Raw genomic sequence first — 12435 nt, forward strand, 5'->3', positions numbered from 1 at the left:
GGGTGCGTCCAGACCCCCGCCCCCGCGGGGGGCCCCCCCCCCCCCCCCCCCCCCCCCCCCCCGGGGGGGGGCCCCCGCCCCCCGCGCCGCTCTCCCGGGGCGTAGCCTCGGAGCATGGAACGCGCAGCTCCGCAGTTCGCCGCCGCCCTCGCCGCGGGAGAGAAGCTCGTGCTCGACGGCGGGCTGGCGAGCGAGCTCGAGGGCCGCGGGTTCGACCTGGCCGACCCGCTGTGGTCCGCGAGGGTCCTCCTCGAGGCGCCCGCGGCGATCGCCGCCGTCCACCGCGACTACTTCCGCGCCGGGGCGCGCGTCGCGACGACAGCGAGCTACCAGGCCTCGCTGCCCGGCCTCGCACGGCGAGGGCTCGGCGAGGAGGAGGCGCTCGGCGTCGTGCGCGGGAGCGTCCGGCTCGCCGACCGGGCGCGCCGCGGGCACCGGGCGGAGCACCCGGACGCGCCCCCGCTGTTCGTCGCCGGCTCGGTGGGCCCGTACGGCGCGTTCCTCGCCGACGGATCGGAGTACCGCGGCAACTACGCGCTCAGCCGCGACGAGTACCTCGACTTCCACCGCCCGCGTGCCGCGGCGCTGCTCGAGGCCGGCGCGGACGTCCTCGCGTGCGAGACCATCCCGAACGGCGATGAGGCCCGCGCGCTCGCCGACCTGATCGCCGAGCTCGGCGCCCAGGCGTGGATCAGCGTCACCCTCCGCGACCGCGCGCACTTGAGCGACGGCACGCCCCTGCGGGAGCTCGCCGTCGAGCTCGCCGGCCGCCCCGGCGTCCTCGCGCTCGGCGTGAACTGTGTCCCGCCCGGCCTCGCGGACGAGGCGCTCGGAGTGCTCGCCGCGCTCGATGCCTCTCGCCGGATGCCCCTCGTCGTCTACCCGAACGCCGGGGAGGGGTACGACGCCGGCCGGAAGGCCTGGACGGGGGCCGCGCACGACGCCGGCCTGCTCGCCTCGCGCGCGGCCGGCTGGGCTGCGCAGGGGGCGCGCCTGATGGGCGGCTGCTGCCGCACGACCCCGGCCGACATCGCCGCCCTCTCCCGTGCCGTCCGATGGATGGACACCTGACAGGCGTCGAGCGCGTCACCGCTGCTAGCGTCTGGGGTGGACCCAACCGGTTGCCAGTGACCGAGGCGTGCCTCGGGGGGAAGGAAGCAGATGACCGACAACCAGCAGGGCAAGTGCCCCGTCATGCACGACGGCGTGACCTCGCACGGGAGCGAGAGCGAGAACCCGGCGATCGACGCGCCGCAGCCCAAGGCCAGCCGCCCGCGGACCAATGCCGACTGGTGGCCCAACCAGCTCGACCTCTCGGTGCTCCACAACCACAACGTGACCGGCAACCCGCTCGGCGCGGACTTCAGCTACCGGGGCGCCTTCGAGCAGCTCGACGTCGAGGCGCTCAAGGCGGATATCGCCCAAGTGCTCAGGACCTCCCAGGACTGGTGGCCGGCGGACTTCGGCCACTACGGCGGGCTCATGATCCGCCTCAGCTGGCACGCGGCCGGCACGTACCGGGTCCACGACGGCCGCGGCGGCGCCGGCGACGGCGGCCAGCGGTTCGCCCCGCTGAACAGCTGGCCGGACAACGCGAACCTGGACAAGGCGCGCCGACTCCTGTGGCCGGTCAAGCAGAAGTACGGCCAGAAAGTCTCCTGGGCGGACCTCCTGGTGCTCGCGGGCAACGTGGCCCTCGAGGACATGGGCTTCAGGACGTTCGGCTTCGCCTTCGGCCGCGAGGACGTGTGGGAGCCCGAGGAGATCTTCTGGGGTCCCGAGGACGCGTGGCTCGGCGACGAGCGCTACACCGGCGAGGGCACAATGGCGGACGAGGTGGGCGCCACCGAGATGGGCCTCATCTACGTCAACCCCGAGGGCCCCGCGGGCAACCCGGACCCGGCTCTGGCCGCGGCGTTCATCCGCGAGACGTTCAAGCGCATGGCGATGAACGACGAGGAGACCGTGGCGCTCATCGCCGGCGGCCACACGTTCGGCAAGACGCACGGCGCCGCCCCCGCCGACGCGCACGTGGGCCCCGAGCCCGAGGCCGCGAACCTCGAGGCGCAGGGCCTCGGCTGGATCAGCACCTACGGCAGCGGCAAGGGCGCGGACGCCATCACCTCCGGCCTCGAGGTCACGTGGACCGACCGGCCCACCGAGTGGAGCAACCGCTTCTTCGAGATCCTCTTCGGCTACGAGTGGGAGCTGGTCAAGAGCCCGGCGGGCGCCCACCAGTGGGTCGCGAAGGACGCCGAGGCGATCATCCCGGACGCCCACGTCCCGGGGAAGAAGCACCGCCCCACTATGCTCACCACGGACCTGTCCCTGCGCGTGGACCCGGCGTACGAGAAGATCTCCCGCCGCTTCCTCGAGAACCCGGACGAGTTCGCCCTCGCGTTCGCGAAGGCCTGGTACAAGCTCCTGCACCGCGACATGGGTCCCGTGGGCCCGCACATGCTCGGCCCCTGGGTCCCCGAGGCCCAGCTGTGGCAGGACCCGGTCCCGGCCGTGGACCACGAGCTCGTCGACGAGTCCGACATCGCGGACCTCAAGGCGCGGCTCCTCGACTCGGGCCTCACCGTCGACCAGCTCGCCGGGACGGCCTGGGCCTCGGCCTCGACCTTCCGGAAGACGGACCGCCGCGGCGGTGCCAACGGCGCCCGCATCCGCCTCGAGCCGCAGCGCAGCTGGGAGGCCAACGGGCCCGAGGCGCTCGGCGCCGTCCTGGGCACGATCGAGGGCATCCAGCAGGAGTTCAACGCGGCCCAGGCCGGCGGGAAGAAGGTCTCCCTCGCGGACCTGATCGTCCTCGGCGGCTGCGCGGCGGTCGAGAAGGCCGCGCGCGACGCGGGCTTCGAGGTCACCGTGCCGTTCCGCCCGGGCCGCACCGACGCGACGCAGGAGCAGACCGACGTCGAGTCCTTCGGGTACCTCCAGCCGCGCGCGGACGGGTTCCGCAACTACCTGCGCGCGGGGGAGAAGCTCGCGCCGGAGACGCTGCTCGTGGACAAGGCCTACATGCTCGGGCTCTCTGCACCCGAGATGACGGCCCTCGTGGGCGGCATGCGCGCGCTCGGCGCCAACGCCGGCGGGTCCGCGCACGGGATCCTGACCGACCGCCGCGGCGTCCTGACCAATGACTTCTTCGTCAACCTGCTCTCCCCGGGCGCCAAGTGGAAGGCATCGGAGACGGAGGAGAACGTCTACGAGATCAGCGACGTCTCCACGGGCGAGGTGTCCTGGACGGCCACCGCGGTGGACCTCGTCTTCGGCTCCAACTCGCAGCTCCGCGCCCTCTCCGAGGTCTACGCGAGCGAGGACGGCCGGGAGAAGTTCGTCCACGACTTCGTCGCGGCCTGGACCAAGGTCATGGAGGCGGACCGCTTCGACCTGCGGTAGCGTCCCGTCCCACTCACGGAAGCCGCGGACAGGTCCGGTCCGCGGCTTCCTTGTACCCGAGACGCTTGTGGGGCGATTCATGTGTACCCGAAACGCTCGTGGGGCGGTTCATGTGTACCCGAGACGCTCGTGGGGCGATTTATGTGTACCCGAGACGGAGGGTGGGAGGCGCGTGCGTCTGTGACCCCGCATGACGCAGCGTGACCGCCCGTGACCGGACCCTTGGACCCGCCCCGGCGCCCGGACCATGCTTGAGCGCATGACCCCGCAGACCATCCGCATCACCGCGGACGAGACCCCACGCCGGGGCCGCGCCCTGAAGACCGGGATCGCCGTCGTCGTCGCGCTCCTGCTCGGGGCAGGCGCTGCGCTCGCCGCAGTGCTCGCGGAGGGGCAGCGCACGACGGCGACCGCCGCCGCCGCGGGACCCGCACCCGAGCTGCGGCTCGGCTACTTCGGCAACGTGACCCACGCGCCGGCCCTGGTCGGGGTCCAGAACGGCCTCATCGCCGACGCGCTCAGGGACGCGGGCACCGAGACGCTCAGCACGCAGGTGTTCAATGCCGGCCCGGCCGCCATCGAGGCCCTCAATGCCGGCGCGATCGACGCGGCCTATCTGGGCCCGAACCCCGCCATCAACTCGTTCGTCAAGAGCGGCGGCGAGTCGCTCGCCGTCGTCGCCGGCGCGGCCGCGGGCGGCGCACAGCTCGTCGTCCGGCCCGGGATCGCCTCGCCGGAGCAGCTCAGGGGCACGGTCCTCGCGACCCCGCAGCTCGGCGGCACCCAGGACGTCGCCCTGCGGGCCTACCTCGGCCGGCATGGGCTCGCCACGGAACCGGGGGGCGGCGGGGACGTGACGATCAACCCCACCGAGAACGCCCAGACCTTCAAGCTCTTCCAGGACGGCAAGCTCGACGGCGCGTGGCTGCCCGAGCCGTGGGCCTCGCGTCTCGTGCTGCAGGCCGGGGCGAAGGTCCTCGTCGACGAGAAGGACCTCTGGGACGGCAGGCTCACGGGCAAGCCGGGGCAGTTCCCCACCACCGTCCTCGTGGTCAGCAGGACGTTCGCGGCGGACCATCCGCAGACGGTCGAGGCGCTCGTGAAGGGCCACGCCGGATCGGTCGCGTGGCTCAACCAGGCCAGCGAGCCGGAGAAGGCGAACGCCATCAATGCCGCACTCAAGGCGTCATCGGGCGCTGAACTGCCTGCCGGCGTCATCAAGCGGGCCCTGGGGAACATCACGTTCACGACCGACCCGCTCCCCGGCGCCTTCCCCCAGCTCCTCGCCGACGGCGTCGCCGCCGGCGTCACGAAGGAAGCGGACCTCACCGGCCTGTTCGACCTGCGCTGGCTCGAGGACCTGCACCGGCTCGAGGAGGCCTCCCGATGACCGTGCTGCTCGAGAACCTCGGCAAGCGCTTCGGCGACGGGGCACCCGTCCTCGACGGCGTCAACGCGAGCATCGCCCAGGGCGAGTTCGTCGCCCTCCTCGGCGCTTCGGGCTGCGGCAAGTCGACCCTGCTCAACATCATCGCGGGCCTCGAGCGCCCCACCTCGGGGGCCCTCGAGGTCCCGGCCGACGGCGCCGCCTTCATGTTCCAGGACGCCGCGCTGTACCCGTGGCTCACGGCACGCGGCAACATCGAGCTGGCCCTCAGGCTCCGCGGCGTGCCCAAGGCCGAGCGCCGGTCGCGCACGACCGAGCTCCTCGACCTCGTCCACCTCGCCGAGGCCGGCGACAAGCGGCCGCATGAGCTCTCGGGCGGCATGCGCCAGCGCGTGGCCCTGGCCCGTGCCCTGTCCCAGGACCGGCAGGTCCTGCTCATGGACGAGCCCTTCGCCGCCCTCGACGCGATCACGCGGGACCTCCTCCACGAGGAGCTCACCCGGATCTGGCGGGAGACGGGCCGGACCATCGTCTTCGTCACCCACAACGTCCGCGAGGCCGTGCGCCTCGGGCAGCGGGTCCTGCTCCTCTCGTCGCGCCCCGGCCGGGTCGTCGCCGAGTGGGCGGTGCCGGAGGAGACGAAGAACGACGCCGCTGCTGCCGCCGCCCTCACGGGGGACGTCACCGCCCGCCTCCGCGAGGAGATCGCACGCCATGCCCGGTAATCCCACGCTCGAGAGGGACACGATGAGCACCCAGGCGCCAGGCAACGCCCAGCCACAGTCGTCCGACGCGGAGCTGCGGGCCCTCGAGGCGGGACTCGACCAGCTCCAGTCGGACACGACCCGGCGCCGGCGCGACTGGACGCGCGCGCTCCTGCCGCTCGCCGCCGTCGTCGTGCTCGTCCTGGCGTGGCAGCTCTACGTGAGCCTCGGTCTCAAGCGGCGGGACCTCGTCCCGGGCCCGTTCGACGTGCTCGCCTCCCTTGCGCAGCTGTGGGAGGAGGGCCGGGTCCAGGAATCGGTGTGGACCTCGCTCCAGCGGGGCCTGCTCGGCTTCGCGGTGAGCGTCGTCGTCGCGACCCCGCTCGGTCTCCTCCTCGGCCAGGTCAAGACCCTGCGCCGCGCCTTCGGCCCGCTCATCTCGGGCCTCCAGGTCCTCCCGTCCGTCGCGTGGGTCCCTGCGGCCATCATCTGGTTCGGCCTCACGGACGCGACCGTCTACTTCGTCGTGCTGATGGGAGCCATCCCGTCGATCGTCAACGGCCTCGTCTCCGGGATCGACCAGGTGCCGCCGCAGTACCGCTCCGTGGCGAAGGTCCTCGGGGCCTCCCGGACCGAGCTCGCGCTGCAGGTGATCCTGCCGGCATCGCTGCCCGGGTACGTCGCAGGGCTCAAGCAGGGCTGGGCGTTCTCGTGGCGCTCGCTCATGGCCGCGGAGATCATCGCCGTGGGCGGGACCATGGGGTTCGGCCTCGGCTCGCTCCTTGACCAGGGCCGCACGCTCAGCGACATGGGCATCGTCATGAGCGCGATCCTCATCATCCTCGGCGTCGGGATCCTCATCGAGCTCGCCGTCTTCGGGCCGGTCGAGCGGCGCCTCCTTGCCCGCCGCGGGCTCCTCGCGGGCAGCACGCGCTAGGGCGGCCCTCGGGCTCTGGCCCCGCCGTGCCCGCCGCAGTACCGTGAAATCCGGCTGGCCGACCAGGGCCGGCTGGAGCCGGGCGGCACGAGGAGGCGGCCATGGACGGGCAGCTGCAGGGGCGGACAGGCGAGGGCATCCTCGCTGGCATCGGCGGGACGCCGCTCGTCCAGCTCATGCGGGTCGTGCCACCGGCATCGGCCCGTATCCTGGTCAAGCTCGAGTTCGCCAATCCCACGGGAAGCATGAAGGACCGCATGGCGGCCGCCGCGATCCTCGGAGCGGAGGCGCGCGGCGACCTGCGTCCCGGCAGCACCGTCGTCGAGTACACGGCCGGGACCACCGGCATCTCCTTGGCCTTCGTCTGCGCGGCGCGCGGGTACGGCCTCCACGTCGTCTTCTCCGACGCGTTCAGCGAGGAGAAGCGGCGCACCATGGAGGCTTTCGGGGCGATCGTGGAGGACGTGCCCAGCGACCAGGGGAACATCACCGAGAAGCTCATCAAGGCCATGATCGCGAGGGCCGGCGAGGTCGGCGCCCAGCCCGGGCACTGGGCCTGCGACCAGCTCAACAACCGCGACGCCGTCACCGGCTACCTCCCGCTCGGCGAGGAGATCTGGGAGCAGGCCGGAGGGCGCGTGGACGCCTTCGTCCACTCGGTCGGCACGGCGCACTCGATCCACGGCGTGGGCCGGGCGCTCCGGGCCCACCGGCCGGACGTGCGCATCATCGCTGTCGAGCCGGCGGAATCCGCCGTCCTCTCCGGGGGAGTCACCGGCTCGCACCACATCGAGGGCATCGGCATCGGCTTCATCCCGCCTCTGTGGGAACCGGACCAAGTGGACGGGTTCGAGGCCGTTCCCTCGCAGGAGGCCATGGCCATGGCCCGCCGCCTCGCCCGCGAGGAGGGCATCTTCGCCGGCACCTCCTCCGGCGGGAACGTCGTGGCCGCCCTGCGGCTCGCCGAGCAGCTGGGGCCCGACGCGACGGTGGTCACTGTCATCTGCGATTCGGGCCTGCGCTACCTGAGCACCCCGCTCTACGCGCCGGGCCCGGCTCCTGCGCCTCCTCCCGCGGGGTAGCAGCGGCGCCGTCCTCCCGCGCGTCCCAGTACGCAGAGACGTCCACCGCCGCAAGGAAAGGAAGCCCGACGGCGATGATCGCCGTCGGGCTTCCTGGCCACCGAAGGGTCAGCCGCGGGTCAGCGTCCCGCAGCCGTGGACCTCGAAGCCCTTGGCCGTCGGCGGGATGGTCACCGCGAACCACCCGGAGGGGAGGTCATTGGCATAGATGTTGTTGAGGCTTCCCGTGAACCCAGTCAGGGTGGCCCAGTAGCAGGAGTAGCCCGACGCGTATCCGTAGTACGTTCCCGGCAGGATGTCGATCCCCACCCTGTAGGTCCCGTCCTTGGTGATGCGGGTGGCCCTTGCCCCAGTGGACGGGACAGTGGTCCACGCCCCGCAGCCGTCGGTCTCGAAGCCGACATCGCCGGGAAGGATCTGCACATAGGTCACTCCGGAGGCGATTTCGTTCGCCCGGATGTCGCTGAACCTCCCCGAGAACCCGCTGAGCCGTGCCCAGTAGCAGAAGGACCCTCCAGCGGACTTGTACAGCCCCGGCTTGATGTGCGTTCCGACCCGGTAGGTGCCGTCGCCCCGGAGGACCGTCACCGCCCAGACCGGCAGCCTGAACGCCGGACTCAGGGAGACGCGCGTCTCCGAGCAGCTCCGGCTGGCCCAGACGCGGACGGTGAGGGACTTCCCGTTGTCCGCCGCCGTGACCTTGTACGTGCGGTACCGGGCGCCCGAGATCGCGGCGCCGTTGCGGTACCACTGGTAGGCGTAGGCCGACGGCGCGGGGGAGTACGTGCCCACGCTGGCGGTGAGGACAGAGCCCCGCGAGGTTCCGCCGGTGATCCTCGGGGCCGTCTTGAGCGTGATGAGCGCCCTGCCGACCGTGGCCGCCCTGGTGGTGACAGACCGCGTAGCGTAGCCGGGCTTGGAAACGGTGACCTTCACGTTCACCCGTCGGCCGATGTAGGCGGGGTTGAGGAACAGCGCCGAGCCCGTGGCGCCCTTGACCGCGACACCGTTGCGGTACCACTGGTACCTGACGGCCGTACCCGCGGGCCAGCCCTGGGACACCCGCACGGTCTGGCCGTACCGGTGGGTCCCGGCAACGGTCAGGGGCCTGGTGGCAACGATGGTCCCGGCCGCGATGGTGCGGGCGGCCGAGAACCGGTTGACCGGGAGGAAGCCAGCCTTGGTGGCCCGGACCCGGACCTTGAGCGCCTTCCCGAAGTCGGCCGCGGAGGCCGTGTACGTGCGGCCGACAGCGCCGGTGATGGCGGCAGTCCCGCGGTACCACTGGTAGGTCAGCGCCGCGCCGCCGGGAACCCATGTGCCGGCGTTCGCCGTCTGGACCTGGCCCACACGGGCCGTGCCGGTGACGGTCGGCACCGGCGCGGCCGCAAACGTCCCGGCCACACCCGTGATCTGGACGGAGCTGAGCTCCACCGTGGTGAAGCCCGGCGCGGAGAGGGTCACCATGGCCCACAGCTTCTGCCCGACGTCGGCCGGCGTGACCGTGTAGTCCGGCACCGTGGCGGAGGCGATGGCCGCGGTCCCGCGGAACCACTGGTAGTCCACGGTTCCCTGCGTGGCAGACTCTGCCCACTGCGGGCTGCTGACCGAGAGGTCTTCGCCGACAGCGGGCCGCCCGGACACCGCGGTGCTCCAGACGATCCCGGTGAAGACGGCACCGACGACGGCGTCACCTTCCACCGGAAGGGTGGCATTCTCCGGAGCGGTGGGCGCCACCTCCGCGATACTGCCTGCTTCCATCGGCAGCGCCTGTGCTGCCGGAGCCACCAGGAGTCCGGCGAGCAACGCCGTGCTCCCGGCTGTGGCGATGATCCCGGCCAGAAGGCCAGGGCGCGTCCGCAGACGGACGCTTTCGTGCAGAGACAATGAGTCCCCTTCCCCCATGTTGAGACTGCTCTGAGACGATCGGAGATTCCGATCGGAGTCATTGTAGGAACGGCCACCGACATTTCTGCGCCGGCAGGCGGGCGGCCGCCGGACACGGGCCCACCGCCGTGACATGACGCCCCATTACCTTGCGTGAACGGGTATTGCCGGACCTTTGGGGGCGATTGTGACGCGGCCCTACCGTTGATCCATGGCACTCCAGGACCTCTATCCCACGGCGCTGCGCCTGCTGGGCCGCCCCGCCCTCGTGGTCGGCGGCGGGGCCGTGGCCGCGCGCCGCGCGCAGGGCCTGCTCGACGCCGGCGCGGTCGTCACGGTCGTGGCCCCGCAGGCGCACGACGACGTCGCGCGCCTTGCGAGCGCAGGCCTCCTCACGCTCGTCCCCCGCGGCTACGAGACGGCGGACCTCGAGGGCGTGTGGTTCGTCCAGACCGCCACGGGCGTCCCTGCCGTGGACATGCGCGTGGCCGCCGAGGCCGAGGAGCGGCGCATCTGGTGCGTCAACGCCGCTGACCACGAGGCCTCCGCTGCCTGGACGCCTGCGACCGTCCGGGTGGACGACGTCACGGTGGCCGTCAACGCCGGGGGAGACCCCCGCCGGGCCAAGGCCCTCAAGGACGCCATCGCGCTCGCCCTGCGCACCGGCAGGCTCCCGCTGCGCCGCCACCGCAAGGACGCTGAACGGCGCCCCGGCCGGGTCGCACTCGTGGGCGGAGGCCCCGGCGACACCGGCCTCATCACGGTCCGCGGACGCCAGCTCCTCGCGGAGGCCGACGTCGTCGTCGCCGACCGCCTCGGCCCTCGGGATCTGCTCGCGGAGCTCGGGGAGAGCGTCCGCGTCATCGAGGTCGGCAAGGCACCCGGCGCCCACCAGGCCACCCAGGACGAGATCAACGCGATCCTCGTCCAGGAGGCGAAGGCTGGCAACGTCGTCGTGCGCCTCAAGGGCGGCGACCCCTACGTGCTGGGCCGCGGCGGCGAGGAGGCCGAGTTCTGCCGTGAACACGGCGTCGACGTCGAGGTCGTCCCCGGCGTCACGAGCGCCGTCTCCGTTCCCGCCGCCGCGGGGATCCCGGTCACGCACCGCGGCCTCGCGACCGGGTTCAGCGTCGCGACCGGACACGACGAGCTCATGGAGCTGCCCGCCCGCCGCGACCACACCATCGTGCTGCTCATGGGCGTGCGCCGGCTCGCCGACTCCGTCGCCGCGCTGCGCTCGCGGGGGCTGGATGCCGAGACGCCCGTGGCCGTCGTCGAGCGCGGATGGACCCCCGAGCAGCGCGTCACGATCGCGACCCTCGGTACCATCGTTGACTGTGCGCGCGCGGTCGGCGTCGCGAACCCCGCCGTCATCGTGATCGGCGACGTGGTGCGCGTGAGCCCCTACGCCCGCGCGCTCTTCCCGGAGCCCCTGGCCTCGCGCACCGCCCCCTGACAGCCCGGCGCCCCCGGACTCCCGCGAACCAACAGAAGGAACACAGCCGTGTCGAACACCCCTCTCGCCCAGCCGCTCCAGCAGCGCCCGCTGCGGGTCGCCGTCGTCGGCTCCGGCCCCGCCGGCGTGTACGCCGCGGACCTCCTGACCAAGAGCGCCCCCGTCGCCTCGGGCGAACTCACCCTGAGCATCGACCTCTTCGACCGCTACCCGGCCCCGTACGGCCTCATCCGCTACGGCGTCGCGCCGGACCACCCGCGCATCAAGGGCATCGTCAACGCCCTGCACAAGGTCCTGGACCGCGGCGACATCCGCTTCTTCGGCAACGTCGACTACGGCACGGACCTGGGCATCGAGGACCTGCGGAAGCACTACGACGCCGTCATCTTCGCCACCGGCGCCATCAAGGACGCGGACCTGAACATCCCCGGTGTCGAGCTCGAGGGCTCCTTCGGCGCGGCCGACTTCGTGTCCTGGTACGACGGCCACCCGGACGTGCCGCGGGAGTGGCCGCTCGAGGCCAAGGAGATCGCGGTGATCGGCAACGGCAACGTGGCCCTCGACGTCGCGCGCGTCCTCTCGAAGCACGCCGACGAGCTGCTCGTGACCGAGATCCCGGACAACGTGTACCGGATCCTCAAGGAGTCCCCGGTCACCGACGTGCACGTGTTCGGCCGCCGCGGCCCCGCGCAGGTGAAGTTCACCCCGCTCGAGCTGCGCGAGCTCTCGCACTCCCACGACGTCGACATCGTCCTCTACCCCGAGGACTTCGAGTTCGACGAGGCCTCCGACCGCGAGATCCAGACCAACAACCAGGTCAAGACCATGGTCGGCACCCTGACGAACTGGATCGCAGAGCAGCCCGACGACGTCTCCGAGCTGACCGCGTCCCGCCGCCTGCACCTGCACTTCCTGCAGAGCCCGGTCGAGATCACCGACTCGCCGGAGACTCCGGGGAAGGTGGCCGGCATCCGGTTCGAGCGCCAGGAGCTCGACGGCACGGGCAACGTCCGCGGCACGGGCGAGTTCACCGACTACCCCGTCCAGGCCGTCTACCGCGCGATCGGCTACTTCGGCTCGGCCCTGCCGGACGTCGAGTTCGACCACCGCCGCGGCGTCATCCCGAACGACGGCGGCCGCGTCCTCGACGCCGACGGCGCCTTCGTGCCGGGCCTCTACGCGACGGGGTGGATCAAGCGCGGCCCGGTGGGCCTCATCGGCCACACGAAGGGCGACGCCCTCGAGACCATCAACCACCTGCTCGACGCGCGCGAGGACCTGCCCTTCGCCGCCGAGCCCGCCGAGTCCGCCGTGACCGAGCTGCTCGCCGCCCGCGGCGTGGACTACACGACGTGGGAGGGCTGGATCGCCCTCGACGCCCACGAGAAGGCCCTCGGCGCCGCCGCCGAGCCCGCCGTGACGCACAAGGGCGAGGTTGCTCGCGAGCGCGTCAAGGTCGTTGCCCGCGAGGAGATGGTCGCGATCTCGAAGGGCGCCCCGATCCCCGGCTGACCCGCCGAGGCGGGGGCCTGGACCGCCGAGGTGGGGGCCTGGGCCGCCGAGGTGGGGGACTGGGCCGC

9 protein-coding genes are annotated in these 12435 nt (G+C 72.4%); 8 read left to right on the plus strand and 1 reads right to left on the minus strand.

Annotation, left to right across the window (positions count from 1 at the left end; genetic code table 11):
• Positions 1 to 114: 114 nt before the first annotated feature.
• The 6 genes from mmuM to ABCQ75_RS05990 all read left to right on the plus strand — a co-directional run bounded on the left by mmuM (position 115) and on the right by ABCQ75_RS05990 (position 7512).
• Positions 115 to 1071, plus strand: a complete 957-nt coding sequence (gene mmuM, locus ABCQ75_RS05965; protein WP_345883875.1) for a homocysteine S-methyltransferase — start codon at positions 115 to 117, stop codon at positions 1069 to 1071.
• Between the two features lie 90 nt (positions 1072 to 1161).
• Positions 1162 to 3402: a catalase/peroxidase HPI gene (gene katG, locus ABCQ75_RS05970; protein ID WP_345883877.1), complete on the plus strand. Its 2241-nt coding sequence runs from the start codon at positions 1162 to 1164 to the stop codon at positions 3400 to 3402.
• Between the two features lie 259 nt (positions 3403 to 3661).
• A complete protein-coding gene (locus ABCQ75_RS05975; protein ID WP_345883879.1) occupies positions 3662 to 4792 on the plus strand; it encodes an ABC transporter substrate-binding protein in 1131 nt (376 codons plus the stop codon).
• On the plus strand, positions 4789 to 5514 hold the full coding sequence (locus tag ABCQ75_RS05980) for an ABC transporter ATP-binding protein (protein ID WP_345883881.1): 726 nt from the start codon (positions 4789 to 4791) through the stop codon (positions 5512 to 5514). The genes ABCQ75_RS05975 and ABCQ75_RS05980 overlap by 4 nt, the downstream gene beginning before the upstream one ends.
• Positions 5515 to 5536: 22 nt before the next feature.
• Positions 5537 to 6430 carry an ABC transporter permease gene (locus tag ABCQ75_RS05985; RefSeq protein WP_427916061.1) on the plus strand — a complete coding sequence of 298 codons (894 nt, stop codon included), beginning with the start codon at positions 5537 to 5539 and terminating at the stop codon, positions 6428 to 6430.
• A gap of 101 nt (positions 6431 to 6531) precedes the next feature.
• Entirely contained in the window at positions 6532 to 7512 is a 981-nt protein-coding gene (locus tag ABCQ75_RS05990) for a PLP-dependent cysteine synthase family protein (RefSeq protein ID WP_345883886.1), read from the plus strand.
• Positions 7513 to 7620: 108 nt separating this feature from the next.
• On the opposite strand, the gene ABCQ75_RS05995 is transcribed toward ABCQ75_RS05990, so the two are convergent.
• Positions 7621 to 9273 (minus strand): hypothetical protein, encoded by a 1653-nt coding sequence (locus ABCQ75_RS05995; protein WP_345883888.1) that lies wholly within the window; start codon positions 9271 to 9273, stop codon positions 7621 to 7623.
• 337 nt (positions 9274 to 9610) lie between these two features.
• On the opposite strand from ABCQ75_RS05995, the gene cobA reads away from it, so the two are divergent.
• Complete coding sequence (cobA, locus tag ABCQ75_RS06000; protein WP_345883890.1) at positions 9611 to 10855, plus strand: uroporphyrinogen-III C-methyltransferase; 1245 nt, start codon at positions 9611 to 9613, stop codon at positions 10853 to 10855.
• A gap of 48 nt (positions 10856 to 10903) precedes the next feature.
• On the plus strand, positions 10904 to 12367 hold the full coding sequence (locus ABCQ75_RS06005; RefSeq protein ID WP_345883892.1) for an FAD-dependent oxidoreductase: 1464 nt from the start codon (positions 10904 to 10906) through the stop codon (positions 12365 to 12367).
• Positions 12368 to 12435: the final 68 nt, after the last annotated feature.

The organism is Sinomonas halotolerans (assembly GCF_039615075.1).
GTDB lineage: Bacteria > Actinomycetota > Actinomycetes > Actinomycetales > Micrococcaceae > Sinomonas > Sinomonas halotolerans.

Coding starts and splice junctions, on each gene's coding strand:
- mmuM (WP_345883875.1), top strand. CDS start 115: ATGGAACGCGCAGCTCCGCAGTTCGCCGCCGCCCTCGCCGCGGGAGAG.
- katG (WP_345883877.1), top strand. CDS start 1,162: ATGACCGACAACCAGCAGGGCAAGTGCCCCGTCATGCACGACGGCGTG.
- ABCQ75_RS05975 (WP_345883879.1), top strand. CDS start 3,662: ATGACCCCGCAGACCATCCGCATCACCGCGGACGAGACCCCACGCCGG.
- ABCQ75_RS05980 (WP_345883881.1), top strand. CDS start 4,789: ATGACCGTGCTGCTCGAGAACCTCGGCAAGCGCTTCGGCGACGGGGCA.
- ABCQ75_RS05985 (WP_427916061.1), top strand. CDS start 5,537: ATGAGCACCCAGGCGCCAGGCAACGCCCAGCCACAGTCGTCCGACGCG.
- ABCQ75_RS05990 (WP_345883886.1), top strand. CDS start 6,532: ATGGACGGGCAGCTGCAGGGGCGGACAGGCGAGGGCATCCTCGCTGGC.
- ABCQ75_RS05995 (WP_345883888.1), bottom strand. CDS start 9,273: ATGGAAGCAGGCAGTATCGCGGAGGTGGCGCCCACCGCTCCGGAGAAT.
- cobA (WP_345883890.1), top strand. CDS start 9,611: ATGGCACTCCAGGACCTCTATCCCACGGCGCTGCGCCTGCTGGGCCGC.